The 25,023-nt window shown below is 60.1% G+C and carries 19 protein-coding genes; 12 read left to right on the top strand and 7 right to left on the bottom strand.

The genetic code is table 11. The features are described 5' to 3' along the window. Positions 1–139: 139 nt before the first annotated feature. Positions 140–1,762, bottom strand: a complete 1,623-nt coding sequence (locus tag ACIGHL_RS07490) for a methyl-accepting chemotaxis protein (protein ID WP_128121992.1) — start codon at positions 1,760–1,762, stop codon at positions 140–142. 640 nt (positions 1,763–2,402) lie between these two features. Here ACIGHL_RS07490 and galU point away from each other — a divergent pair. Then, on the top strand, positions 2,403–3,242 hold the full coding sequence (gene galU / locus ACIGHL_RS07485; RefSeq protein ID WP_045427334.1) for a UTP--glucose-1-phosphate uridylyltransferase GalU: 840 nt from the start codon (positions 2,403–2,405) through the stop codon (positions 3,240–3,242). 45 nt (positions 3,243–3,287) lie between these two features. On the opposite strand, the gene ACIGHL_RS07480 is transcribed toward galU, so the two are convergent. Beyond that, on the bottom strand, positions 3,288–3,710 hold the full coding sequence (locus ACIGHL_RS07480) for a VOC family protein (RefSeq protein WP_128121991.1): 423 nt from the start codon (positions 3,708–3,710) through the stop codon (positions 3,288–3,290). A 72-nt stretch (positions 3,711–3,782) separates the two neighbouring features. On the opposite strand from ACIGHL_RS07480, the gene gorA reads away from it, so the two are divergent. After that, positions 3,783–5,141 carry a glutathione-disulfide reductase gene (gene gorA, locus ACIGHL_RS07475; protein ID WP_128121990.1) on the top strand — a complete coding sequence of 453 codons (1,359 nt, stop codon included), beginning with the start codon at positions 3,783–3,785 and terminating at the stop codon, positions 5,139–5,141. A gap of 172 nt (positions 5,142–5,313) precedes the next feature. Here gorA and ACIGHL_RS07470 read toward each other — a convergent pair whose 3' ends face one another. Further along, positions 5,314–5,808, bottom strand: a complete 495-nt coding sequence (locus ACIGHL_RS07470; RefSeq protein WP_128121989.1) for a copper chaperone PCu(A)C — start codon at positions 5,806–5,808, stop codon at positions 5,314–5,316. A 208-nt stretch (positions 5,809–6,016) separates the two neighbouring features. Here ACIGHL_RS07470 and ACIGHL_RS07465 point away from each other — a divergent pair, with 208 nt between their 5' ends. The 3 genes from ACIGHL_RS07465 to ACIGHL_RS07455 are packed head-to-tail and all read left to right on the top strand — an operon-like array spanning position 6,017 to position 7,840. Further along, positions 6,017–6,385: a YidH family protein gene (locus ACIGHL_RS07465; RefSeq protein WP_029404536.1), complete on the top strand. Its 369-nt coding sequence runs from the start codon at positions 6,017–6,019 to the stop codon at positions 6,383–6,385. Between the two features lie 10 nt (positions 6,386–6,395). Continuing rightward, a complete protein-coding gene (locus tag ACIGHL_RS07460; RefSeq protein ID WP_045427348.1) occupies positions 6,396–6,770 on the top strand; it encodes a DUF202 domain-containing protein in 375 nt (124 codons plus the stop codon). 23 nt (positions 6,771–6,793) lie between these two features. Continuing rightward, on the top strand, positions 6,794–7,840 hold the full coding sequence (locus ACIGHL_RS07455; protein ID WP_128121988.1) for a threonine aldolase family protein: 1,047 nt from the start codon (positions 6,794–6,796) through the stop codon (positions 7,838–7,840). A 416-nt stretch (positions 7,841–8,256) separates the two neighbouring features. Here the strand turns inward: ACIGHL_RS07455 and ACIGHL_RS07450 are convergent, their stop codons facing one another. After that, complete coding sequence (locus tag ACIGHL_RS07450) at positions 8,257–10,398, bottom strand: dihydrolipoyl dehydrogenase family protein (protein WP_128121247.1); 2,142 nt, start codon at positions 10,396–10,398, stop codon at positions 8,257–8,259. Between the two features lie 198 nt (positions 10,399–10,596). Continuing rightward, positions 10,597–13,158 (bottom strand): DNA ligase D, encoded by a 2,562-nt coding sequence (ligD, locus tag ACIGHL_RS07445; protein ID WP_216706836.1) that lies wholly within the window; start codon positions 13,156–13,158, stop codon positions 10,597–10,599. A gap of 174 nt (positions 13,159–13,332) precedes the next feature. On the opposite strand from ligD, the gene ACIGHL_RS07440 reads away from it, so the two are divergent. Beyond that, the gene (locus tag ACIGHL_RS07440; RefSeq protein ID WP_128121248.1) at positions 13,333–13,617 is read left to right on the top strand and encodes a DUF1652 domain-containing protein; all 285 of its coding nucleotides are present in this window, start codon (positions 13,333–13,335) and stop codon (positions 13,615–13,617) included. 44 nt (positions 13,618–13,661) lie between these two features. On the opposite strand, the gene ACIGHL_RS07435 is transcribed toward ACIGHL_RS07440, so the two are convergent. Further along, on the bottom strand, positions 13,662–14,192 hold the full coding sequence (locus ACIGHL_RS07435) for a ferritin-like domain-containing protein (protein WP_045427366.1): 531 nt from the start codon (positions 14,190–14,192) through the stop codon (positions 13,662–13,664). Positions 14,193–14,417: 225 nt separating this feature from the next. Between ACIGHL_RS07435 and ACIGHL_RS07430 the strand changes: the two genes are divergently transcribed. Continuing rightward, positions 14,418–15,497 carry a mechanosensitive ion channel family protein gene (locus tag ACIGHL_RS07430; RefSeq protein WP_128121249.1) on the top strand — a complete coding sequence of 360 codons (1,080 nt, stop codon included), beginning with the start codon at positions 14,418–14,420 and terminating at the stop codon, positions 15,495–15,497. 90 nt (positions 15,498–15,587) lie between these two features. Here the strand turns inward: ACIGHL_RS07430 and ACIGHL_RS07425 are convergent, their stop codons facing one another. Continuing rightward, positions 15,588–16,088 carry a CinA family protein gene (locus ACIGHL_RS07425; protein ID WP_046161283.1) on the bottom strand — a complete coding sequence of 167 codons (501 nt, stop codon included), beginning with the start codon at positions 16,086–16,088 and terminating at the stop codon, positions 15,588–15,590. Between the two features lie 299 nt (positions 16,089–16,387). Between ACIGHL_RS07425 and glgA the strand changes: the two genes are divergently transcribed. Genes glgA through ACIGHL_RS07400 form a run of 5 tightly spaced genes read left to right on the top strand, consistent with a single transcriptional unit; the run spans position 16,388 to position 25,009 of the window. After that, positions 16,388–17,938, top strand: coding sequence for a glycogen synthase GlgA (gene glgA, locus ACIGHL_RS07420; protein ID WP_128121250.1), 1,551 nt, complete (start codon positions 16,388–16,390; stop codon positions 17,936–17,938). A 12-nt stretch (positions 17,939–17,950) separates the two neighbouring features. Next, positions 17,951–19,732, top strand: coding sequence for a malto-oligosyltrehalose trehalohydrolase (treZ, locus tag ACIGHL_RS07415; protein ID WP_128121251.1), 1,782 nt, complete (start codon positions 17,951–17,953; stop codon positions 19,730–19,732). Then, positions 19,732–21,810 carry a 4-alpha-glucanotransferase gene (malQ, locus tag ACIGHL_RS07410; RefSeq protein ID WP_128121252.1) on the top strand — a complete coding sequence of 693 codons (2,079 nt, stop codon included), beginning with the start codon at positions 19,732–19,734 and terminating at the stop codon, positions 21,808–21,810. The genes treZ and malQ overlap by 1 nt, the downstream gene beginning before the upstream one ends. Beyond that, the gene (locus ACIGHL_RS07405) at positions 21,807–24,620 is read left to right on the top strand and encodes a malto-oligosyltrehalose synthase (RefSeq protein ID WP_128121253.1); all 2,814 of its coding nucleotides are present in this window, start codon (positions 21,807–21,809) and stop codon (positions 24,618–24,620) included. The genes malQ and ACIGHL_RS07405 overlap by 4 nt, the downstream gene beginning before the upstream one ends. Then, positions 24,617–25,009 carry a DUF2934 domain-containing protein gene (locus tag ACIGHL_RS07400; protein WP_128121254.1) on the top strand — a complete coding sequence of 131 codons (393 nt, stop codon included), beginning with the start codon at positions 24,617–24,619 and terminating at the stop codon, positions 25,007–25,009. The genes ACIGHL_RS07405 and ACIGHL_RS07400 overlap by 4 nt, the downstream gene beginning before the upstream one ends. Positions 25,010–25,023: the final 14 nt, after the last annotated feature.

Raw genomic sequence — 25,023 nt, 5'->3', positions numbered from 1 at the left:
TTATCGCGTTTCCCCAGCCTGCCTGGGCCTGTCCCAGATCAAGAACCGGCCAGGCTGAAGCGCGGGCGCCAAGCGGTCAATACATGAATATTAGGCCAAGCAGCCGAGCTGCGTGTGCTCGGCTGCCTGTCACCCTTGATTACAACCGGAACTGGCTAACCAGACGATTCAGCTCGGCCGCGAGCTGAACCAGCTCCTCACTGATCTGCGAGGTTTGAGATGCATCAGCCAAGGTCGTGTCAGCAATGGTGCTAATGGTGGTGATGTTGCGGTTGATCTCTTCGGCAACCGCGCTCTGCTCTTCGGCCGCTGTGGCGATTTGGGTGTTCATGCCGTTGATGGTGTTCACTTCACCCGCGATCACGGTGAGGCTCTGTGCGGTCTTGGCTACACAGTCCGAACCCGAGTGAGCCCGAACCTGCGCCCCTTCCATGGCCTGTACGGCGTTACGCACACCGTTTTGCAGTTGCTCGATGGTGCGCTGGATTTCTTCGGTGGACTTCTGTGTGCGCGAGGCGAGGGTGCGCACCTCATCAGCGACCACAGCGAAACCACGGCCCTGTTCCCCAGCGCGGGCGGCCTCGATGGCAGCATTCAGTGCGAGAAGATTGGTCTGCTCGGCGATGCCGTTGATGACGTTCAATACCATGCCAATGCTGACACTGTCCGTTTCGACCTGCTTGATCACCTGCGCCGCTTTCTCGATGTCCTGAATCAGCACCTCGATACCATCCAGCGCCTCGGTTGCCAGCGCGACGCCAACTCGCGATTCCTCATCGGCACCGCTCGATGCAGACGCGGTCTCGTTAGCATGCCGCGCCACCTCCTGAACGGTTGCACTCATTTCATTCATGGCCGAGGCAACCATATCGGTTTCGCTGCGCTGTTCCATGACTGCAGTCTGGGTCTTCTCGGCGACGCTCGAGACTCGATTCGACACCTCTCCCAACTGGTGGGTTACAGCGGCCACCGCCTCCAGGCTGTTACGGAATTTGAAAATCATGCGGTTAAATGCAGTGCCCATGGCGCCGACTTCATCCTGGGCGTGAACAGCGACAGTACGGCTGAGGTCTTCGTCGGCAGTCATCGCCTCCATGGTGTGCCGCATCTCATTGATACGGCTGATAATCACCCGGCGGATGATGTAGCCCATGACGATCAGACCCGCCAGTAGCAGCAGCGCCTGGATCACGGCTGAAGTCAGAATGTTGCGATGCACCTCGCCGTCCAGTGCGGACAGGTCATAGCTGATGCGGACTGCCCCCATCACTGTGTTTTGCGGGACCTGATGGCAGGTCAGGCAATTGGTGCCGCGGTAATCCTGTTGCGCATGGATCGGATTGATCACTGTCAGCACACGCCCATTCGCACCATCACTCACTTCGACGGTGGCGTCGCCGGCAAGCGCACGTCTGTCTAGCTCGTCCTTGGGTGCCTGATGCTCGAACCCAGGCCCGAACAGCTTGGTTACAGGCTCGCCGCGGACGATACGTGCATCGATTACGCCCGGCCGGGCAAGGATCTTGTCACGCAGCACCTCACGCTGGCCCATGGTGCCGGTCAGCATCATGGTGTTGATACTGTCGAAATAGGAGTCAGCCGTATCCTTGGTCTGTTGTTCCACGACATGGAGTATCAGCTGTTTCTCTGAACCTGCCGAATAGAAGAGGGAGGCTGCCAGGACCAGGGCGAACACCACCAACAGGGCCAGGTTGATTTTTGTTTGAACGGACATTTGCCGAGCTGGGGAGGTGCTGTTCATCCTGTTCCTTAGTTACTACTACACAAAAACGAAACCTTCGCTGGGGACGCGACGGACCACTGCGGGCCATCTGGCTCAGGGCTTAGCCGCTTTATCTGCCTTAAACCTATCGGCCGGAAACCCCTTCGCTTTACGAGGTTTTTCAATGCCGGCTGAGTGAAGGCACCGTGCCACTAACGAGACCGGCGACATCCTAGTCGCTGTTCAACGACGCAGAGCCATGGCTCGCGATGAAAGGAAATCAATCTCCAATTCTGTTGATGTGAATCAATAAAACTCGAACAGCCATCGCGCGAACTGCGACGCTTATCTCTCGGCGCGGGTCTCCATCGGATCATTCGGCAGCGGAAGGCCATTCGCGAGCTGCTCCGTTCTCGAGGCGTTTAACGACTGCGGCGGCAATCTTTTTCGTTAAGCTGCTTGGCAATTTCTGCTAGTCAGGCCACGCTATGGTGAAGCCATGTCAACAGCCATCCGTCAGGTGAATGGCATGGCCGAATTTGCCCAGCCGCAGTCGAACCCCGAACCGTTTCGGCGGTCGTAGCCTCTAGTCAGTCGCCATTGGCGGGACATGCAGGGTATGGCTGCTGACCGATCCAGGCGCAGTGCATCAATCGGACTCATCTTTTCAAGGACTCACATGATCAAGAAATGCCTTTTTCCTGCGGCCGGATATGGCACGCGCTTCCTTCCTGCAACCAAGGCTATGCCCAAGGAGATGTTGCCGGTAGTGAACAAGCCCCTGATTCAATATGGGGTTGAGGAGGCACTGGCTGCTGGGCTGAGCCAGATTGCGATTGTTACCGGGCGCGGTAAGCGCTCCCTGGAAGACCACTTCGACATCAGCTACGAGCTCGAACATCAGATCCGCAACACCGACAAGGAAAAGTACCTGGTCGGTATCCGCAAACTGATCGATGAGTGCAGCTTCTCGTATACCCGTCAGGTCGAAATGAAAGGCCTGGGCCATGCGATTCTCAGCGGTCGTCCATTGATTGGTGACGAACCCTTTGCTGTCGTTCTGGCGGACGACCTGTGCATCAACCTAAACGGTGATCCAGTCCTGGCGCAGATGGTCAAGCTGTACAACCAGTTCCGCTGCTCGATCGTCGCAATCCAGGAAGTACCACCGGAAGAGACCAGCAAATATGGCGTGATTGCCGGCGAGATGATCCGTGACGACATTTTCCGTGTCAGCCACATGGTTGAGAAACCCAAGCCCGAAGATGCACCGTCCAATCTCGCCATCATCGGCCGTTACATCCTCACGCCGGATATCTTTGACTTGATCGAGCAGACCGAGCCAGGCAAAGGCGGCGAAATCCAGATCACCGACGCGCTGATGCGCCAGGCCCAGGACGGTTGTGTACTGGCGTACAAGTTCAAGGGCCAGCGTTTCGACTGCGGTAGCGCCGAGGGCTATATCGCAGCGACCAACTTCTGCTACGAGAACTTCTACCTGACCGGTAAAGCGTTCTAAGCACCAGCGCTGTGCATAAAGCCACCTTCGGGTGGCTTTTGCGTTTCAGGGAGCCGGCATTTCTTCGGCGCCTGGGCCGAGCGGCTGACCGTAGCTGAACTCGACATAGTGACCGGCCGGATCACGAACGCCACAGTAGTATCCAACCGGGTAGGGCTCGTCCCTGGGTTCCCAGATCAGGCAGCCAACCTGACGAGCTCTGTCTGCAATCGCATCGACCTCCGCGCGGCTCGCCAGGGCAAAGCCGAAATGGCTGTAGTCGTTGTCGGCCAGTGCACGATCCTGCCCACCCGGCATGATGACGAAAATAAACTCGCGTTCCTTTCCTGGCTCGGCCATCCAGACGATGCGAGATCCTTTTCCAGCGCGCTCGTGAAACACGTGCATCCCGCAGAATTGCTCGTAGAAGGCGATGCAGGCGTCCAGATCGGGCACGTGCAGCGCGAGATGTGTGAGGGTAGGGCGCATGCGATGCTCCTCCAATGAATCCGGCCAACGGCCTGGGTTATGCTGTGCGATCTACAAGGGAGACAACAGTTCATGGCTTACGACTTCGATCTATTCGTCATCGGCGCGGGTTCCGGTGGCGTCCGTGCCGCCCGTTTTGCTGCTGGCTATGGCGCCCGCGTGGCGGTAGCCGAAAGCCGTTACCTGGGCGGCACCTGCGTAAACGTCGGCTGTGTGCCGAAGAAATTACTGGTCTATGGCGCCCACTATGCCGAAGACATCCACGAAGCCGAAGGCTACGGCTGGACCATCGACGGCGCCAGGTTCGATTGGGCTTCGCTCATAGCCAACAAGGACCGCGAGATCCAGCGCCTCAACGGCATATACAAGAACCTGCTAACTGACAGCGGCGTCACGCTACTACAGGCCCATGCACGCCTGGTCGACGCCCATACCGTAGAGGTCGACGGCAAGCACTGCAGCGCCGAGCACATTCTGATTGCCACTGGCGGCTGGCCGTTCGTGCCAGAGATTCCCGGTCGCGAGCATGCCATCACCTCCAACGAAGCCTTCTACCTGGACGCGTTGCCACGTCGCGTTCTGGTGGTGGGCGGCGGCTATATCGCTGTCGAGTTCGCCTCGATCTTCCACGGCTGCGGAGCCGATACCAAGTTGCTCTATCGAGGCGAATTGTTTCTACGCGGTTTCGATGGCGCCCTGCGCGACCACCTCAAGGATGAGCTGATCAAAAAAGGCCTTGATCTCCAGTTCAACGCCGACATCGCCCGCATCGACAAACAGGCAGACGGAACGCTGCTCGCCACGCTTGAAGACGGTCGTACGCTGGAAGCCGATTGCATTTTCTACGCCACCGGTCGCCGACCGATGCTCGACGGCCTGGGCTTGGAGAACGTCGATGTGACGCTGGACAAGCGCGGCTTCGTTGCAATCGACGAGCAGTTCCGCACATCTACGCCCTCGATTCTGGCAATCGGGGACGTGATCGGCAGGATCCAGCTGACGCCCGTCGCGCTCGCCGAGGGTATGGCCGTGGCCCGACAGCTGTTCAAACCCGAGGAGTATCGGCCGGTCGATTACAACAACATCGCCACGGCTGTGTTCAGCCTGCCAAACATGGCGACGGTCGGTTTGACCGAAGAACAAGCGCGCGAACAAGGCCACAAGGTGGTGCTGTTCGAAAGCCGTTTCCGACCGATGAAGCAGACCATGACCGATAGCCTCGAGCGAAGCCTGATGAAACTGGTGGTCGACGCGGATACGGACAAGGTCCTGGGCTGCCATATGGCCGGCCCAGAGGCGGGTGAAATCATCCAGGGCTTGGCCGTTGCGCTGAAGGCCGGCGCAACCAAACGAATCTTCGATGATACGGTCGGCATTCACCCAACCGCCGCCGAAGAGTTCGTCACCATGCGCACGCCGACCGGGATCTGATCAAACAATCGGAGCCGGTGGCAGCGCGCTTGCCGATCCAGTGGCAGCTAACCGCGAACGCAGCGGAACAGGTAGGAAGAAGAAGGAGAGGGGGCCGGTAACATCGGCCCCTGTTACGGGCTCGGACTTCGTCTGGTCGCCGTTGTGCCAAGCGCGATCTCGTAATAGTCGATCAGTGCTGCATGTGCTCGTGTCCGCTTGGCTCTGGGGCCTGGTCCTGGATGGACACATCAACGGTCACTTCGCCCGCGTGCTCGAATTCGAGGGTCAGCGGGAAGCGCTCACCAGCCACGAGTGGGGCGCTCAGTTCGAAGAGCATGACGTGGTTGCTGCCTGGCTTGAACTCGACCTGGCCACCGGCAGGCACCTCGATCGAATCGATCTGTTTCATGCGCATCATCTCGCCTTCGTGCACATGGGTATGCAGTTCGGCCTTCTTCGCGCGCGGCGTGTGCACGCCTAACAGCCGATCCGGTGAATCGCCAGGGTTTTGTAACGTGAAATAGACTGCACCGGTGGGTGCGGTGGGCGGCATGGCACGCGACCACACTTGAGTGGCCTCAAGTGGTGCACCCATCATCTGATGATGAGCATGGTTCTGATCGGCTGCGGTTGCTGACAGGCATGCCGTGCCGAGTGCAACGAGGGTTACCAGGCGAAGCAACATGGAGATCTCCGAGCTGTTTTGGAGCGCAGCACATTAGCATGCTGCGTCCTACTGTCGTTGATCTGCGTCCTGACAGCGCTGCAGAGGCTAGATGCCAAGCGCGCGCGACATCAGTTGAACTGCGATGCACATTCAACGGAACCTGCAGCGCGACATCGTTTCTGTTTGAATGACCTACGTAAATTCCTATGGGAGATGCATCAGCACAATGGAACGCAGTCGCTGGAGTCACAGGTTGCTGTCTGGCGGAACGGAACCCGATCCGCGCTTTACCCTGGCCAACGAACGGACCTTTCTGGCCTGGATACGAACGTCCCTGGCGGTATTGGCAGGTGGTGTCGCGGTCGAGGCCTTTGCCAGCGAAATTTTCCCGCTGGAGATACGCAAGGTCCTCTCGATTTCGCTGTTGTTACTGGCGATGTTCATCAGCTCGACGGCTTGCTTCCGCTGGCTGACCATCGAGCGTGCGATGCGTCACCAGGGGCCGTTGCCGTTTCCACTGTTGATCCCGATCCTGTCCATCGGCGGCACACTGGTGACGCTGGTACTGATCGCCTTTGTCGCATTACGCAACTGATCGATCACCGATGCATATTTCCTTCCGCCGCCGTCTGGAGCCCAAACCAGCGCCACCACCGCTGCATGAAGATCCCGGTCTGCAACCCGAACGTACATCGCTGGCCTGGGGGCGGACCCTGCTGACGATGATTACAGTAAGCGCACTGTTTGTGCGCTGGATGCCTTACCACGGCACCTTCGTCGCGGTGTTGGTCGCGCTATCCTTAGCCACTGCACTGGGGATCTGGACGACTCAACAGCGACGCTACACGCGCAGCGCCAGCGGGGTGAAAAGCGGGCGAATCCAAGCTGATGCACTGTCGGTTTTGTGGATTGGCGCATCGGTCTTTGCGCTTGGCGTGCTTGGGCTCTACACCGTAATTTTCCTGCCAATAAGCAGCTAGGCAGTATTCATAGAGAGGCTTTGATGAGCAGCGCCAATCAACAATTCGCCAGTGACAACTATTCTGGCATCTGTCCGGAAGCCTGGGAGGCGATGGCCCGGGCCAACCAGGGGCATGACCGGGCCTACGGGGACGATCAATGGACGTCACGTGCGGCTGACCATTTCCGCCAACTGTTCGAAACCGACTGCGAAGTATTCTTCGCCTTTAACGGCACGGCGGCCAACTCACTGGCCTTGTCATCGCTGTGCCAGAGCTACCACAGCGTGATCTGCGGCGACATCGCGCACATCGAAACCGATGAATGCGGCGCGCCGGAGTTCTTTTCCAACGGTTCCAAGCTGCTGGTGGCGCGAACCGAACAGGGCAAGCTGACGCCTGCGGCCATCCGCGAGATAGCCCTGAAACGCAAGGACATTCATTACCCCAAACCACGCGTCGTCAGCCTGACCCAGGCCACCGAAATCGGTACCGTCTACCAGCCGCATGAGCTCCGAGCCATCAGTGACACCTGCAAGGAGTTAGGACTGCACCTGCATATGGATGGTGCACGCTTTGCCAATGCCTGTGCATTTCTCGGACTGTCACCGGCCGAACTAAGCTGGAAAACCGGCGTTGACGTGCTCTGTTTTGGTGGCACCAAAAATGGCATGGCAGTCGGCGAGGCCATCCTGTTTTTCAACCGCGATCTCGCCGAGGATTTCGAATACCGCTGCAAGCAAGCTGGTCAGCTCGCATCGAAGATGCGTTTTCTGTCTGCACCCTGGGTAGGTCTGTTGGAAGGCGGCGCCTGGATGAAATACGCCGAACACGCGAACAGCTGCGCGCAGTTACTCGCCAGCCTGATCGGCGACGTGCCCGGTGTAGAACTGATGTTTCCGGTGCAGGCCAATGGCGTCTTCGTCAGCATCCCACCGTTGGCACTCGAAGCACTGAGAAGCCGCGGCTGGATGTTCTACACATTCATCGGTGTCGGCGGCGCGCGCTTCATGTGCTCGTGGGACACCAGTGAAGAACGCGTCCGCCAATTGGCAGACGACATACGCAGTGTCGTCATTGAAAAGCAGTAGCTGACAAAGGAGAGCCGCACATGTTGTCCCAACGAGGAGACGTGTGCGGCGAAGGTGAAGCTGGATCGGAAGGCAGTGTTATGACTCGCATTGCCTAATACGCTATTTAACATAATATACATTATGCGAACCTAGCGATCCGTATACAGCGGACTTTCATCAGGTACTCAGCAGCTGCGCCCACGCTTTGGCTGCTTCTTGATTTGGCCACGCACATTCGGCTTTCGGCTAACGTTCCGGCATCGCTTCAGAATATCCAACCTGTCCGCTGCCTGGTGTTGCTAACTAGGTAGCTGCGGGTTGTTACCAGGAAAAGCAATCTGCACTTAGCGTCGTCAATGCTCGGCGCAGAACGTCGGATTGGAGTTATCGCAGCGCCGCGAATCGGTTATTCGCAACAGATACGGCAATCCTGCTCAGGGTTGTCCGCCCAATCGCCAACGATGCAACCTGGCAGCCCAGGTCTGTGGACGTTTGGCTGTATGCGCGCGCCGCCAGGCCTCCGCAACCGCGAGGCTGGCCTCAGCCAAGGTCGGATTGATGTGGACGGTACGGCGCAGTTTGTTCAGTCCCAGTTTGTGCTTCATCGCCAACACGAACACGGCGAGCGTTTCACTCGCTCCATCTCCAACAAGCGTGACGCCGATGATGCGGTCGCGCCCGCGTTCGGTGAGGACCTTGAGGAAACCGCTGTTGCCAGCGCTCATTTGCGCCGCCTCAAGCGAATTGAGATCGAGCATGGTTACCTCGTATTCCAGTTCAGCCAACTTCGCCTGGGCTTCAGTCAATCCCACGCTGGCGATCTCGGGCGAGGTAAAAGCCACGCGCGGGACCACCCGGTCGCTGACCATGAAACGGCGGAATCCGGAAAAAAGGCCATTGGCAGCGGCATACCAGGCATGGTGCGTAGCGCTTTGAAAAGAACTGTCCGGACCGGTCACTGCGCCCACGGCATAGATATTTGGGTAGCGCGTAGCCAGGTACTCATCCACCTCCAGGCTACCGTCTTCACGAGTGATCAGCTCCAGCGCTTCAAGCCCTAGGTCATCCAGATGGGCCTGGCGCCCCAACGCCAGCAACACCTCATCAAATGGCAAGGAATGGTGTTGCTCCTCGATCAAACAGACCAGGCGGCGCTCGTTTCCAGCCACTTCGACATGTTGTGGCGCTACCTGCAGCAGAATCTGAACCCCATCCGCACAAAGGGCGTCATAAACAGCTTGGCGTGCCTCTGGTTCGGCCGCAGCCAACAACATGTCGCCCTCAACCACCAGCGTAACTTGACAGCCGAGGCGCTGGAACGCCTGTGCCAGTTCACAGGCATTGGCTTCGCCGCCCATGATCAGCAGTCGATCCGGCCGTTGCTGCAAATCCCAGATGCTCTCGCAGGTCAGCGGCTCGACCTTCTCGAGCCCCGGTATTGGCGGGATGACAGGTTGGCTTCCCGTAGCAATGACGATGGCACGACTGTAAAGGGTGCGATCGCCTATCTGAACCGACCAGGGTGAAGTCAGCTGAGCCCTACCCCAAATCATCTCAACACCGGTGGCTTTGCATGATTCAGCCGTGACCTGCCGTTGTGCCTCGTCGAGCGTGCGGCGCACCTGTTGCATGACCTCAGCAAAGTCAACTTCGGTGTGCATTTGGATGCCCAGCGTACCGCCCTGGCGCAGTGCGTGATTCATGTTGGCTGCCCGCATCAGCGCCCTGGCCGGGACGCTGCCACTGTGCAGCGCCGCGCCGCCGAGCCGCTCGCGTTCAACCAATGCCACCCTAGCCTTCATCGAGGCCGCAATTCGAGCAGCGGCAAGCCCCCCGCTCCCGCCACCGACGACCAACAGGTTGTACTCATAGCTTTCCGGCTTCTGCCAACCGCTGTAGACCTTTCGCGCTTTGTAGAGCGTTAACAGCTTGGTAGCAGCCAGCGGAAATATGGCTAGCAGAGCCAGCGTCCCGATCAAGCTCGGCGAGAGGATGTCGGAAATCTCCCGGATACGTGCCAGCTGGCGTCCGGCCCCCACATAGATTGCGTGGCCTGGGAGCATGCCTGCCTGAGTTGTCCACCAGAACGTCCACATGCTTACTCGCGTCAGCCCGAGCGCAGGATTCAATAGAACGAAGGGAACGAGAGGTATTAACCGCAGCGAGAAAAGGTAAAAGGCCCCGTCCCGCTCGAGCCCCCGATTGATACTTGCGATCTGTTTGGCGAACCGTTTCTGAATCCAGTCACGTAACAGAAACCGGCTAATGAGCATCGCAACCAGCGCACCGATGTTACTGGCAAAGGACACCATCAAGGTTCCGCCGACCAGGCCGAACAAGGCGCCGGCCAGCAACGTCAGCACCACGGTACCGGGGAATGACATGACCGTCAGCGCTACGTAAGCGGCAAAGAACACCGAGCCTGCCCACCAGGGGTGCGCCTGGACCTGGTCTCGCAGCGCCCCACTCTTCGCCTGGATCATTTCCAACGTCAGGTATTGTTCAAGATCGAACCAGAAAAAACAGGCCGTCGCGACCACAAAAAAAAGCACGATCAGCCAACGGGTGAGCTTCATGGATGCCAGTACTCCGCGGCGCGTTGGAAGCGGTCGCTTCTGACAGATGGATAGGTAAGTTGAATCCCAGGCATCAGTGGCCTCGGCTGGCAATCGCAAGGGGAACAGCAAATCATCAGGAAAACTCTTGTCTGGGCCATAACTTGGAGCTGACCAGACTGAGGATGTTCCAAGAGAGCCGACGATCTGCCCGCCTCGTTATTTCATGCCTAGCCGTTCACGCATCTCAGCGCTGATTTGCTGCCCTGTCTCGTCGATCCCCGCCCAGGGGTCTTCGCCCTGCTCTTCCAGGCGCGGCATGAGATTTCGAATGGTCCAGATATTCGCGCCCTTGAGATCCGCCAGCTCATCGCGGTGAATGGGCACTGAAACGGCAAGTCCCTCGCGCGCCCGAACCGAATAGGCGGCGACGGTGCTCGCGCCCTTACTGTTGCGCAGGTAGTCGATGAATATTTTGCCGATCCGGTTCTTGGGGCCGCTGACCGCTGAGAAATGCTGCGGCATGAGCTTGGCCATGTACTGCGCTATGGCCTGACTGAAGGCTTTGACCTCCGTCCAGCTGTGGACCGGCTCCAACGGCACCATCACGTGCAGGCCTTTGCCACCACTGGTCTTGAGATAAGACTGCAGACCCAATTCATCCAGCAAGGTCTGGGTGAGTTGAGTGGCCTCTACCATGCGCTTCCAAGGCAGCGCAGGGTCAGGGTCGAGATCGAGCACGAAGCGATCCGGGTGATCGAGCACCGGCGCCACGGCATTCCAGGTGTGCAGCTCGATGGTGCCCATCTGCGCCGCGCTGATCAGCGCTTCGGCGGTGTCGATGGTCATCAATGCCGCATGGTTGGGAAACAGTGCGGTGTCCAATTGGGTGATATGCGGAATGCTCAGCTTCTCGGTGTGCTTTTGGAAAAACAGCTCACCGTCGATTCCCTCTGGCGCACGGACCAGGGCAAGCGGCCGCTGTGCCAGGTGCGGCAACGCCCATGGGGCGACTTCGGCATAAAAGCGTGCCAGCTCCATTTTGGTTGCACCGATCGACTTGTCGATGATGCGTTCAGGGTTCGAGATCTTGATCTTGCCGCCCGCCGTGTTTGATGCGGGATTGCGTTGTTTCGGCTTCTCCAGGCTAGACGCCTTGGCTGTTTTCGCTGGGCGCTCGTGAATGATGGCTTTGGCCGGCTTGTCCGAACGCAGGCCATGAAAAACCGAATGGCGCACCACGCCCTGCCGGGTCATCTCCGCATAGGCGACCTCGCACATCAGCTCAGGCTTGAGCCAATGAGCACCGCGTACGTCGGCAGCTGGCGGCGCCTTTGCCAAAGGGCTCTTGTCGACTTCGAGCGGTTTGAGCTTGGCGTGCAGGCTCTCCAGAGTGGCCTGGTTGAAGCCGGTGCCCACCTTGCCGGCGTATATCAGCTGACCTTGTTCGTCCTGCAGCCCCAGCAGCAGCGCACCGAAGCCACTACGCGTACCCTTCGGGTCGGTGTAGCCGACGATGACGAATTCCTGACGGTTCTTGCACTTGATCTTGACCCAGCTGTTGCTGCGCCGGGACACGTAGGTACTGCCTCCGCGCTTGCCGATCAGCCCTTCCAGCTTCATCTGGCAAGCGCTCTCGAGCATGCTCTCCGGCTGTTCGGTGAAATCAGCGGAGAAGCGCAACAACTCGCTTTCGTCAGCATCCAGCACCTGACTCAGGGCTGCTCGGCGCTCCTCCAGTGGGACCTCACGCAAGTCCATGCCATTCAGATAGGGCATATCGAACAGGTAATAGAGGATGCTGCCGCTGCGGCCAGCTTCGAACGCGTTCTGCAGCGCTTGGAAATCCGGCGTGCCGTCATCGTCGGGTACCACCACTTCGCCGTCCAGCCAGGCCGATTCCAAACCAAGCCCGGCGAGCGCTTCGGCCTGCTGTGGCATCTTCTGCGTCCAGTCGTGACCGTTACGCGTGAAAAGCTGCACCCTGCCCGGCTCGATACGAGCCATGATGCGGTAACCGTCGAACTTGATTTCGTAGCGCCAATCCCCGTCAGGGACTGACTCAACCAACGTCGCGAGTTGGGGCTTGAAGCTCTCCGGTAACGGCGCCTGCTTGGCGCCCGTCAAAGTCGCGTTCGGCGCGTCCTTGCGGCTGCGTCTACGGGCGGGTGTCTTGACCGCTTTGGCTGCGGCTGCCGGTTTGGCTTTACCACGCGTGCGGGGTATCAGGGTCCGATCACTCAGCACGCTGTCTGGCAGCGCTTCGACGATATCGTATTCGCTCTCTGGCCTGGCAGCGTCGTCGTTGGACTTGATCAGAAACCATTGTTCCTTTCCCCCGTCCATGCGCGTGCGAACCAGATTCCAGGTGCCGCTCAGCTTTTCACCTTCTAGACTGAACTTCAGTTTGCCCTTGCGATAACCCTCTTGCGGGTCGCCCTCGGGAATCCAGACACCGCGATCCCAGACGATTACATCTCCCGCGCCGTAATGACCTTTCGGAATGCTACCTTCGAACGTCGCGTACTCAAGCGGATGATCTTCGACATGCACGGCCAGACGGCGCGATTTCGGGTCGAGGGAGGGCCCCTTCGGGACAGCCCAGCTTTTAAGCGTCCCGTCGAGCTCGAGTCGGAAGTCATAGTGCAGCCGCGTCGCGTCGTGCTTCTGGATGCAGTACTGAAGCGCACGAGCCTTGCGGCGTTTGCGCGTGCCGTTTTCGCCATCAGGCTCAGGGGTCGCAGTGAAGTCGCGCTTTCGGTTGTACTCATCCAGGGCCATGGCTGCGACTCCGTTATCGATTTGTCCGAGCTGTGAGCCTTCTGCCAAGCGGCGACGTAACGATGTTTACATCTCGGCAGGGCCTGCTAGCGTTTGTAGATGTTGAAAAAACAAGGCAGCGTCGACTCGGCGCGAGCCCCTTTCCATATGCAGACATCGATGGGAGGAAGGATCATGGCTACACGTCTACCTCTGCTCACCATAGAGAACATCCTTCGCGGTTATCTCCACCCCTTCCGCTGTGACTGCCATGCTCAAGAAGACAGCCATCTCACCGTCCGGCTCTATGAAGACACCGCTGGCGGTGAGGAACTAACCGTATTCGGCATCACCGACGATCAGTGTCGGGATGCAGCGAACCTTGTCCGACTGGCCCAGGAGCTACGCTTCGAGCTCTACGCCACCCGCAGTGGCATGCCAGTCGCTGCGGATGATGCCGCCAAGGTTGTCGGAGGCTAGCCAATCGGCATTGCCTTGATCGACAACCTGGGTGGCCGAAGCGATCAGCGCTTCGCTTCGGTATGCGGCTCGGCTGCTCGGGTCAGGTAGGCCTGCGTCAGCTCAGCCAGGTGGCTGCGCATCCACTCTGCCATCGCCACCTCTTCTGCCAGGATGCGCGTGCAGATGTCGGCTGTTTCGGCGTCGCCTACGGCTTTGGCCGCGGCAATCAGAATCTCATAAGAGGCGATCTCCAGATTCTCGAAGACGTAGCCCATCTGCGCGCCTTTAACGATTTCGTCGTTGACCATCATGCCACCCATGGCCTGCCCCATCGCTGTCATCTTGCCGCCCAGATCCTTTAAGCCGGAGTAGGACTTGTCGTAACGGTGCAAGCAGGTTTCGATGAGCTTCGCCTGATTCTGCGTTTCGGTTATGTGTTGCTCGATCCGCGCCTTCAGCTGTGGGTAATGCTCGATGCGGCTCGCCTGTTTGTTCAGCATGGTCTCTGCCTGAGCTTCCATGGCATGCGCGTCGCGCAGCCATTCGATCAGTCGTTCGATGCGAACATCATTTCCGGTCTGTGCGCTTTGCATATGTTCTCTCCCACTGGTTTGGATAGCCATCAGGGCGTCATCGCCGCCCTCCTGATATGTGTGAGAGACGGCGAGGCAATGGAGTTCCGCGGACCCGACTGGCTGCACCTGCCATGAACTTTGCATAGGGGCACCAGTCCCTCATGCAGTGCATTAAACGGAGCTGGCCTCATCGAATTTCTAGATCCCCTCCTCCAGTGGGAGAACTACATCACCGAACCGGCGTTGCGCACGATCCTGGTGTCCGCCTTTGTCGTGGTCTTGCTCAGCGTATTCAGTCGGGTGCTGACGGCAGTGATGTTGCGGCTGGGCCGTGGATTTCTGCTCACCAAGGCCGTGTCAGAGCAGCTGGAAAAGCCCATCAGCGTGTTGCTGCCACTGCTCGGACTGCAAGCTGTGCTGGCGGCGGCCAGCGACGATCTGGCGCTGATCAGCCTCGCCCGGCGCCTCACCGCGCTGGTCATGATTGCCTGCTTCACCTGGCTGGCTATGCGGCTTATACGCGGGCTTGAGCAGGCGGTGCGGTTGAGAAACCCCGTCGACGTCAGCGACAACCTGCGCGCACGGCAGATCCAGACCCAGTCACGGGTGCTATTGCGGACACTGAGCTTCTTCATCCTCTTGATCGGTGCCGCGGGAATGCTCATGACCTTTCCGGGCGCTCGCCAGTTCGGCGCTAGCCTGCTCGCGTCGGCGGGTCTTGCGGGCCTTGCCGTTGGCTTTGCCGCTCGCCCAGTGCTGGCCAACCTGATCGCAGGGATACAAATTGCAATCACCCAGCCGATTCGCCTGGATGACGTGGTGATCGTTGAAAACGAGTGGGGGCGAATCGAGGAGATTACCGGCACCTACGTTGTGGTGCGGATCTGGGATGACCGGCGGCTGGTGGTGCCGCTGCAATATTTCATCGAAAAGCCCTTCCAGAACTGGACGCGGCGTAATTCAAGCATCATCGGCTCGATATTTCTTTGGGTCGATTATTCGCTGCCGTTGGAGCCCGTGCGTGAGGAACTGCGTCGGCTGTGCCAGGAGGTGCCAGAGCTGTGGGACGGTCGCGTGATCGTGCTGCAAGTCACCGACAGCAGTGAAAAGTCGATACAGGTCCGGGTGCTGGTCAGTTCACCGGACTCATCGCGCAATTGGGACCTGCGCTGCCACCTGCGAGAGGCGTTGATCAAATTCATTCAGCGCGAATATCCCGGCTGCCTTCCGCAGCTGCGAGCGGACCTCAACTTGGGCCGAAAACCAAGCGTCGAACACCCAGTTCCCGATCACGTCGAGCCCGAGCGTCAGCCGCCGGTGTGACCGCAGTGTCGATGCACCGGCCGTGCTGCAATACAGGGCATTGCGTGACCAATTGTCATGTGTCGGTGCGTGAAGGCGGTGCTTGTCGAGTCATTCGTGTTCCCGCAGTTTACGCAGCAGCTGCTCGTATTTGCTCGGCAACTGCTCTAGCCCGTAGCGAGCCGCCTGCTTACGAATCGACACGCGATCACCTTCGAACTGAACGGTTTCGCTGATGCTCACTTGGCGCTCCCCTTGCATCAGTGCGTAGGCGTAGCACTGCGTGCCACCGGCGTCCTCCTCGTTGTCGTCGGCCACGCCAGTGTTTGCAATGGCAATGTCGGCGACGCTGGCGTTCAGCGCACCGATGGCCATTTCGGTGGCGACCTCTTCGCTGGTAAGGCCAAAGGTTTCGATGGTCTCGAAACTGACGTGCAGCAGACGGTTCTTCGCCTTCGGCGAATAGACGACAAATCCGCTGTCGAGCGCTTTGCCACAACCTGGGATGTCGCCTAACAGGGAGGCCATCAGGCCACAAGTGCAGGATTCCGCAGTGGTCAACATCATCTGTTTGTCACGAAGAAACCGCACGATTTCAGCAAGGTCTTGCATGGTATTGGCTCCGGCTTTCAGCTTGAAAAGGCTCGCGTCAGTCAGATTTCCGAGGCGATACCCTAAGGCAAAGTTCCAACCCTCCGTATTCCGCCCAAATGCGAGAACTATTTCACAGCGTTCGGGTCTGGTTTCAAGTAGGGCCAGCGCAGCTCTACGCCGCTCCTCGCGCGGCTCCAGTACAGAAAATCAGCTTTGCCGTGCTCATGGTTTGCAGCGCTCCGAGTGGTGCTGCGTGGAAGAAACGTGCTTATAGCAGGCCTGCTAGAGACGCTGGCCCGCTTGGGGAGAGGTAAATTATGAGTATTGCTGCTGTGGACACCCGCCCCGTCCGCTTTAACATTGCACAACGCCTGGCGCCGCCAGCTGAACGTCCCTTGCTGCAATTGCGCAGCACCCAGGACGACAAGAAAAAAATTCTTTTTGTGACGTCCGAATTGACCGACCTGGTCAAGACCGGCGGCCTTGCCGATGTGTCCGCAGCCCTGCCCCGGGCCCTCGGTGATCGGCATGACGTGCGCGTGCTCATTCCTGGCTACACACAAGTGGTGCAGTGCGGCCAGCCGATTCGTATCGTTGGCAGCGTGATCTCCCACGCTGATCTGCCACCAAGCCGAATCGGCCGCCTAGACATGCCGGATGGCCTGATCATCTACGTGGTGGTCTGCCCGGAGCTCTACGAGCGCGACGGCCTGCCTTATGGCGATGAGCATGGCCAGGATTGGCCGGATAATCCGGTGCGCTTTGCCCGCCTGTGCATGGCAGCAACCGATATTGCCGATGGCACAGCTGGTATTCGCTGGACGCCTGATCTGGTCCATGCCCACGACTGGCCGACTGGGCTCACACCCGCCTACATGCACTGGCGTGGTCTGACCACGCCAAGCGTATTCACCATTCACAACCTGGCGTACCAAGGCAACATCGACATGAGCCTGCGCCGTTCGCTGGCGATTCCCCTTGAAGGCTGCGGGCCTGAGCGCATGGAATTTTACGGTGCCCTGTCGCTGCTCAAGGCCGGTATCGCCTATGCGAACCATGTCACCACAGTCAGCGCGACCTACGCGCAGGAAATCACCACGCCGGAATTCGGCTGCGGCATGGAAGGTTTCCTCAGCATGAAGGCGCGCCAGGGCCTGCTTACCGGCTTGCTCAACGGCATCGAAGAAAGCTGGGAGCCGCGCAGCTGCTCTCATCTCGTCAGCCCTTTCGGCCCGAATGACTGGTCCGGCAAAGACGCAAACGCGGCACACGTACGTGAACTCTTTGGCCTGGTCGAAGGCAACGGTCCATTGTTTTCGGTGGTTTCCCGCCTGGTGCACCAGAAAGGCATCGACCTGACCATCGCGGTTGCCGAAACCATCGTCGAGAACGGCGGCCAGCTGGCCATTCTCGGCCGTGGTGATCCGCATATCGAAGACGAAGTACGGCGCCTGGTCGAGCGTTTCCCCGGTCATGTCGGCGCGCATATCGGCTTCAACGAAACCGATGCCCGTCGCCTGTTCGCCGGCAGTGATTTCCTGCTCATGCCATCGCGCTACGAGCCTTGCGGCCTAAGCCAGATGTACGCCCAGCGCTTTGCGTCTTTGCCGGTGGCCCACCGGACCGGTGGTCTGGCAGACAGCATTGATGACGGTGTCACCGGGTTCCTGTTCAGCGAAGCCACCGTTGACAGCTACCGCGGAGCGGTCGAACGCGCGCTAGCCGTACATCGGAACCCCCAACTGCTCAATGCGATGCGCTGCCGTGCAATGAGTGGGGGATTTTTCTGGAGCCACGCGATCGAACCCTATGACCGGTTGTACCAACGCCTATTGGGCGGACGACGCGAGGTCAGTGCCACTATCTAATGAGGTTGATCAATGCAGAATAGGCCCGCCCGCAACGGGCAACACGGACCGGTGCTACTGGACGATTCCCGTACCCGGTTCAGGCTCTGGGCACCAGACGCGCAAAGCGTCAGCCTGGTGGTAGTTGGCGGCGATACGCTGCCCATGCAGGAAGGCGCTGATGGCTGGTACAGCGTCGAAGCCGATGTCGGCGCCGGCACACAGTACAGTTTCCTGATCGACAATGAGCTCCAGGTGCCGGACCCTGCGTCGCGGGCACAATCGGTTGATGTGCACGACCCGAGCGTGGTCGTCGATTCTGCTGCTTACCGGTGGCGCAACGCGGATTGGCAAGGCCGCCCCTGGCACGAAACCGTGCTCTACGAACTGCACGTTGGCAGCTATGGCGGCTATGCGCAGATCGAACAGCGTCTTCAGGCACTGGCAGATCTCGGCGTCACGGCTATCGAGTTGATGCCGCTCGCCGAATTTCCGGGTGACCGTAACTGGGGCTACGACGGCGTCCTGCTCTACGCGCCGGAGGCGTCCTACGGCACACCCGACGAGCTCAAGCACTTGATCGACACCGCCCATGGCTTGGGCCTGATGGTGTTCATCGACGTGGTCTACAACCACTTCGGCCCGGACGGCAATTACCTGCACCGTTACGCCAAGCATTTCTTCCGCCACGACCAGCAGACGCCTTGGGGGGATGGGATCGATTTCCGCCGGCGCGAAGTTCGCGATTTCTTCATCGACAACGCGCTGATGTGGTTGATGGACTATCGCTTCGACGGGCTGCGCATGGACGCTGTTCACGCCATTCCCGACCGGACCTTCCTGCCCGAACTGGCTGAACGCGTGCGTGCGGAAGTGGAGCCTGGCCGCCATGTGCATTTAGTACTTGAGAACGAACACAACCTTGCCAGCCTGCTCGCGGATGACTTTACGGCCCAGTGGAACGACGACGGCCATAACGTCCTGCACACCCTGCTCACCGACGAGAGCCAAGGCTACTACGGCGACTACCATAAGGACTCGACCAACAAGCTGGTGCGCTTCCTGGGCGAAGGCTTCATCTACCAGGGGCATGAGAATCGCCGTGGCGAATCGCGAGGCGAGCCCAGCGGTCACCTCTCCCCGACTGCCTTCGTCCTGTTCCTGCAGAACCACGACCAGACGGGTAACCGGGCCTTTGGTGACCGTCTGATTACGCTGGCTCCGCCCGATGCATTGAAGGCGGCAACTGCAGTGCTGCTGCTCTCCCCCATGGTGCCGCTGCTGTTCATGGGCGAGGAATGGGGCGCACGCGAGCCCTTCCTGTTCTTTACCAGCCACCACGGCGAGCTAGCCGATGCCGTACGCGAGGGGCGCCGTGGCGAGTTTGCGGAATTTGCCGAATTCGCCGACGAGCACACCCGCGAGCGCATTCCCGATCCAAACGCGTTGGAGACGTACGAGGCCTCCAAACCTGATTTCAGCAAGCGCGACGAGCCTGAACACGCCGAATGGCTGCGCCTGTATCGCCAGCTGCTCCAGCTTCGCCACGCCGAAATCGTGCCGCGCCTGGAAGGCTCGCGCTTCCTCGGCGCTGAAGCCTTGTGCGAAGCCGGTGCGTTGGCGCGTTGGCAACTGGGCGACGGCAGCGAACTGCGCCTGGAGCTCAATTTGAGCGGCAAGGACCTTGCCGTGACGCCGCCCGCTGCGAATACGCGCTTGCTGCACAGCAGCCGTGAAGGCGATTCAGGCGGCACTGACACGATACCTGCGCACACCGCCAGGATGTATTTGCTTGATTCTGCAGGAGTGTCTTAATGAGCGATGAACGACTGAACCGCCTGGCCGAGGCGGCTGGCCTGTCCATCGAGTGGGTTGATGCAGACGGCAAGGATCAACGGGTCAAGCCGGAGGTCTTGCGTGCTGTGCTTGACGGGCTGGGGCTACCGGCCGACAGCGATGATCAGATCGAGCGCAGCCTGGACAAACTTGACACCGGCGCAGGGGCGGCCCGCGTGCCACCGCTGCTGACGTTCGACCAGGGCGCAGCGCTGGATCTCGGTCAGTACTTTGAACCATCGTCCCGTTACAGCCTGACGCTCGAAGACGGGAGCCAGCAGAACGGCACTCTGGACGCGCAGTCGCGCCTTGCCGCCATTGATGTGCCCGGCTATCACCAGCTGAACATCGCCGACCAGCAGCTTACGCTCGCCGTTGCTCCAGTTGCCTGCCCAAGCGTCGAGGATCTGGCCGGCCCGGCTGCCTGGGGAGTCACGGTGCAGCTTTATGGGCTGCGGCGTCCGGGTGACGGCGGGCTCGGCGATACCCAGGCGCTCGAAGCAATTGCGCGCAACGCGGCGGCACACGGAGCCGACGCTTTGGGCATCAGCCCCGTGCATGCGATGTTCACAGGCAACAGCCAGCAATACAGCCCGTACTCACCGTCGAGCCGGCTGTTCTACAACATTCTGCACAGCGCACCTGGCAGCGTGCTGGGTGAAAAGCCGCTGCGCATGGCAATCGAGTCCTGTGGGCTTGCCGACGAGCTTGAACGCCTCGAGTCGCTCGAACTGATCGACTGGGACGCCGCCTCGCAAGCCCGGCAGTGCCTGCTGCGCACGCTGTACGAGGATTTCTCCACAGGCGGCAACGCTCAGCAGGCGGACTTCGACAGCTTCCGCGAGGCGGGTGGTGAAGCGCTTGAAAACCATTGCCGCTTCGAGGCGCTACACGCCGCCCTCCTCAGTCCCGAAGGCTATCCGCAACACTGGCGTGACTGGCCTGAGGAATACCGCACGCCCCAGAACCCTGCCGTCGAACAGTTCGCTCAACAAAACGCCTCCGAGGTGAGCTATTACGCGTTCTGCCAATGGTTGATCGCCCGTGGACTTGAGCGGGCCCAGATTGCCGCATGCAGTGCCGGAATGAAGATCGGCCTGATCAGCGACCTGGCCGTCGGAGCCGACGGTGGCGGCAGTCAGGCCTGGAGCCGCCAGGACGAAGTGCTGGCAGCGCTCAGCGTGGGTGCACCGCCAGACATCATCAATCGCCAGGGGCAAAGCTGGGGAATCTCAGCGTTCTCCCCATGGGGCTTGAAGGCCCATGGTTACCGCGCGTTCATCGAAATGGTAAGGGCCAATCTGGCGCATGCCGGTGGCATACGCATTGACCATGTGATGGGCCTGATGCGCCTGTGGGTGATGCCGGCGGGCGCCGGCCCTACAGAAGGCGCTTACCTCAACTACCCGTTCGATGACCTGTTGCGTCTGCTCACGCTGGAAGCCTGGCGGCGTAACGCCGTAGTGCTCGGTGAAGACCTCGGCACCGTGCCCGAGGGGCTGCGTGAAAAGTTAGCGGCGCGCAAGCTGCTGGGCATGCGAGTGCTGTTCTTCGAACGCGATGACAACGGCACTTTCAAGCCGCTCGAAGAATGGCCCGACAGTGCAATCGCTACGTCCACCACGCATGACCTGCCCACCATTGAAGGTTGGTGGAAGGCGCACGATATCGACTGGCGTATCCGCGTCGGCCAGCACCGTGAAGACGAGCGCCCGGCGCAGCTGGAGGAACGCGAGCGCGAGCGCGCCGGGCTGCTGCGGCTGTTGCGTGAGTATGCGCCGAGCGTCAAGGGCGACCTCGCCGATCCCGACGTCCTGGCCGACGCCTGCGCGGTGTGCCTCGGGCGCTCGCCCGCCCCCTTGGTGCTGTTCCCGGTTGAGGACGCCCTGGGCCTGCTCGAACAGCCGAACATGCCCGGCATTATCGACACCCATCCCAACTGGCGCCGCCGCTATCCCAGTGACAGCGCCACCATGCTTGACGACCCCGCCTGCGCGCACCGCCTGGAGCTTCTATCCAGTGCGCGCGAGCAGGCTATTGGAACTAAACATCGATGAGAGACCTTAGCGCCACGTTGCGACTGCAGTTCCATCGTGACTTCACCCTTGACGATGCCACTGCACTGGTCGACTACTTCGCTGACCTGGGCATCAGTCATCTGTACGCGTCGCCCCTGTTAACGGCCCGCCCCGGCTCAATGCACGGCTACGATGTCATCGACCCTACCCGGATCAATCCCGAACTGGGCGGCGAGCCCGCACTACGGCGCCTGGTCGATGCCCTTCGGGCCAAAGGGATGGGCCTGATACTCGATATCGTCTCCAACCACATGGCGGTGGGTGGCTCGGGCAATCCTTGGTGGCTCGACGTGCTCGAATGGGGCCGACGTAGCCCCTATGCGCAGTTCTTCGACATCCAGTGGAACTCGCCTGATCCGCTGCTCGAAGGCCAACTGTTGGTTCCTTTCCTCGGCAGTGACTACGGCGAAGCCTTGCAGCAAGGCAAGATCCCCCTGAAGCTGGACATCGATAACGGCGCCTTCTATGCCGAGCACTACGAGCACCGCTTCCCGATTTCGCCACCGACCTACGGCGAAATCCTGCGCCTGACCGAACAACCGGAATTGCGCGCACTAGGGCAGCATTTCGACGCGTTGAAGACCGAGCCCGCGCCGTACCAAACCGCCCGCCAGCTGCGCGCGGATCTGGCGCGGCTGCTGGAAGACAGCGCCACACGGCAGACACTCGAAAGTGCACTCCGGCACTACGACTCGACCACCGAAGAAGGCTTCAAACGGCTTCACGGGCTGCTCGAGCGGCAGCACTATCGTCTCGCCAGCTGGCGCACCGCAGGCGACGACATAAACTGGCGCCGCTTCTTCGACATTAATGAACTGGGTGGCCTGCGTGTCGAACGTCCGGTGGTGTTCGAGGAAACCCACGCGAAGATTTTCGAGCTGATCAGCGAAGGATTGGTCGACGGGCTGCGCATCGACCATATCGACGGCTTGGCCAATCCGCGCGGTTACTGTCGCCGCCTGCGGCGCCGTGTCGATCGGCTCAATGCCGCGCGTCCCGAAGGCGCGGAGCAGGATCATGTGCCGATCTACGTCGAGAAGATTCTCGCCGAAGGTGAGCGCCTGCATGATGACTGGGGTGTCGATGGCACCACCGGCTATGAATTCATGAATCAGGTGTCCTTGCTGCAGCACGATCCAGCTGGAAAATCCGTGCTGTGCTCGCTGTGGAGCGAAACCGCCGACCGCCCCGCCGATTTCATGGAGGAGGTCCGCCAAGCTCGGCAACTGGTGCTCACCGGGCCGCTGGCCGGCGACTTTGAAACCGTCGCCCAGGCACTGCTACAGGTTGCGCGGCATGACGTGATGACCCGCGACATCACTCTGGGCGCTATTCGCCGCGCGCTGCTCGAGCTGATCGTTCACTTCCCCGTCTATCGCACTTACATCGCCGCGCATGGCCGCCGCGAGGCCGACGAGCCGTTCTTTCAACAGGCGCTGGCCGCCGCCCGCACCACACTGGGCGAGGCCGATTGGCCGCTACTCGATCACCTTGATCGCTGGTTGGGCGGCGAAGACCTTCGCTCGTTGCCGCCGGGACCTGCACGCCGCATCCGCCGATATGCCTGCACCCGTTTCCAGCAGCTAACCTCGCCGGCTGCCGCCAAGGCGGTGGAAGACACCGCCTGCTACCGCTCCGGCGCGCTGCTGTCGCGCAACGACGTTGGCTTTGATCCGCAGACCTTCAGCGCGCCGGTCGACACCTTTCATGCCGAGTGCCTGGCGCGTGCCGAACATTTCCCTCGGAACCTGCTGACAACGGCCACCCACGACCACAAACGCGGCGAAGACACCCGTGCTCGGATGACCGTGCTCAGTGAGCGTGCCGAATGGTACGCCAGCAAAGTGCGCCACTGGCGCCAGCTCGCCTATGGCCAGCGCCAGGAACTGCCCGATGGACCGGCGCCTTCTGCTGGCGATGAAATGCTGTTGTTTCAGGTGTTGCTCGGCTGCTGGCCGCTGGATCTGAACACTGACGACAAGCCGGCAATGGAGACCTTCTGCGAGCGGATGATCCAATGGCAGGAAAAGGCCGTACGCGAGGCCAAGTTGCGCAGCACCTGGACCGATCCAAACAGTGACTACGAAGGTGCGTGCCAGCATTACCTGCGAGCGCTGCTTCTGGGCGACGAGTGCAAAACGCTGCGGGACGACATTGCCGCGGCTGCCCACGAGCTGGCACCCGCCGGCGCGCTGAACGGCCTTACTCAGACGCTCCTGCGTATGACCACTCCAGGCGTGCCCGACCTCTATCAAGGTACGGACTACTGGGATTTCAGTCTGGTCGATCCCGACAACCGCCGCCCGGTCGATTTCGATAGCCGTCGCGCCACCTTCCAACCGGATGCCCAGCCGACCGAACTGATGGAGAACTGGCAGGACGGGCGCATCAAGCAATGGCTGATTGCGCGCACGCTCAAGCTGCGTCGGGCCCAACCTCAGCTGTTCACCGCGGGCCGCTACCTGCCGTTGAAAGTCGAGGGTGAGCATGCCGAGAGCCTCATCGCCTTCGCCCGAGAGCTCGATGGCAGCTGGTTGATTGTGGTAGCAGCGCGTCTGGCCAGCGGCCTGCTCGGCGACAGCACGGCACCCAGTATTCCGGCCGCGCGTTGGGGCGACACCCATGTTCGATTGCCCGATGCGCTGAGCGGTCATGCGATGGAGCGACTTTTTGACGGAATGGCAGTCACACCCAAACAAGAAGGGTTGAGCGTGACTGAAGTTTTGCAGCATCTGCCTTTTGCGCTTTTACAGCTAACAAACAGTTCAACAGGAGAATCAGAACGATGACTAAACAAGAGCAGCGCATTCGCGAACTGGCGTATGACATCTGGGTATCGGAAGGCCGTCCGCACGGTGAGGATGCACGCCATTGGGAGATGGCACGCAAGCTGGCCGAGGCGGAAAACGACACTTCCGATACCAAGCCGGCCAAAACCCGCAAAGCAGTCACCAAACCAACGGATGCGACGCCTGCTGAAGAACCAGCCAAGGCGACCAAAGCAGCCAAGCCCGCAAAGGACACCAAGGAACCGAAAGACGTCAAACCAGCCAAGCCAGCGGTCGCCCCAACCAAGGGAGCTGCGCGCCCTAAAGCCAAGGCAGGTACCGACGCTGCAGAAGGCACACCGGAAGGCGTGAAGAAGACTCGCGCGCCCCGATCCAAGAAAGAAAGCTGAACGACACCGCGCCA

Origin of the sequence: Pseudomonas sp. NPDC077451 (assembly GCF_044543345.1) — a bacterium.
GTDB lineage: Bacteria > Pseudomonadota > Gammaproteobacteria > Pseudomonadales > Pseudomonadaceae > Stutzerimonas.
The sequence above is the reverse complement of the archived record's forward strand: the minus strand, read 5'-3'. Positions and strand labels throughout refer to the sequence as shown.

What these genes read in the sequence shown, in the direction of transcription:
- ACIGHL_RS07490 (WP_128121992.1), bottom strand. Translation starts at nt 1,762, where the DNA reads ATGAACAGCACCTCCCCAGCTCGGCAAATGTCCGTTCAAACAAAAATC.
- galU (WP_045427334.1), top strand. Translation starts at nt 2,403, where the DNA reads ATGATCAAGAAATGCCTTTTTCCTGCGGCCGGATATGGCACGCGCTTC.
- ACIGHL_RS07480 (WP_128121991.1), bottom strand. Translation starts at nt 3,710, where the DNA reads ATGCGCCCTACCCTCACACATCTCGCGCTGCACGTGCCCGATCTGGAC.
- gorA (WP_128121990.1), top strand. Translation starts at nt 3,783, where the DNA reads ATGGCTTACGACTTCGATCTATTCGTCATCGGCGCGGGTTCCGGTGGC.
- ACIGHL_RS07470 (WP_128121989.1), bottom strand. Translation starts at nt 5,808, where the DNA reads ATGTTGCTTCGCCTGGTAACCCTCGTTGCACTCGGCACGGCATGCCTG.
- ACIGHL_RS07465 (WP_029404536.1), top strand. Translation starts at nt 6,017, where the DNA reads ATGGAACGCAGTCGCTGGAGTCACAGGTTGCTGTCTGGCGGAACGGAA.
- ACIGHL_RS07460 (WP_045427348.1), top strand. Translation starts at nt 6,396, where the DNA reads ATGCATATTTCCTTCCGCCGCCGTCTGGAGCCCAAACCAGCGCCACCA.
- ACIGHL_RS07455 (WP_128121988.1), top strand. Translation starts at nt 6,794, where the DNA reads ATGAGCAGCGCCAATCAACAATTCGCCAGTGACAACTATTCTGGCATC.
- ACIGHL_RS07450 (WP_128121247.1), bottom strand. Translation starts at nt 10,398, where the DNA reads ATGAAGCTCACCCGTTGGCTGATCGTGCTTTTTTTTGTGGTCGCGACG.
- ligD (WP_216706836.1), bottom strand. Translation starts at nt 13,158, where the DNA reads ATGGCCCTGGATGAGTACAACCGAAAGCGCGACTTCACTGCGACCCCT.
- ACIGHL_RS07440 (WP_128121248.1), top strand. Translation starts at nt 13,333, where the DNA reads ATGGCTACACGTCTACCTCTGCTCACCATAGAGAACATCCTTCGCGGT.
- ACIGHL_RS07435 (WP_045427366.1), bottom strand. Translation starts at nt 14,192, where the DNA reads ATGCAAAGCGCACAGACCGGAAATGATGTTCGCATCGAACGACTGATC.
- ACIGHL_RS07425 (WP_046161283.1), bottom strand. Translation starts at nt 16,088, where the DNA reads ATGCAAGACCTTGCTGAAATCGTGCGGTTTCTTCGTGACAAACAGATG.
- glgA (WP_128121250.1), top strand. Translation starts at nt 16,388, where the DNA reads ATGAGTATTGCTGCTGTGGACACCCGCCCCGTCCGCTTTAACATTGCA.
- treZ (WP_128121251.1), top strand. Translation starts at nt 17,951, where the DNA reads ATGCAGAATAGGCCCGCCCGCAACGGGCAACACGGACCGGTGCTACTG.
- malQ (WP_128121252.1), top strand. Translation starts at nt 19,732, where the DNA reads ATGAGCGATGAACGACTGAACCGCCTGGCCGAGGCGGCTGGCCTGTCC.
- ACIGHL_RS07405 (WP_128121253.1), top strand. Translation starts at nt 21,807, where the DNA reads ATGAGAGACCTTAGCGCCACGTTGCGACTGCAGTTCCATCGTGACTTC.
- ACIGHL_RS07400 (WP_128121254.1), top strand. Translation starts at nt 24,617, where the DNA reads ATGACTAAACAAGAGCAGCGCATTCGCGAACTGGCGTATGACATCTGG.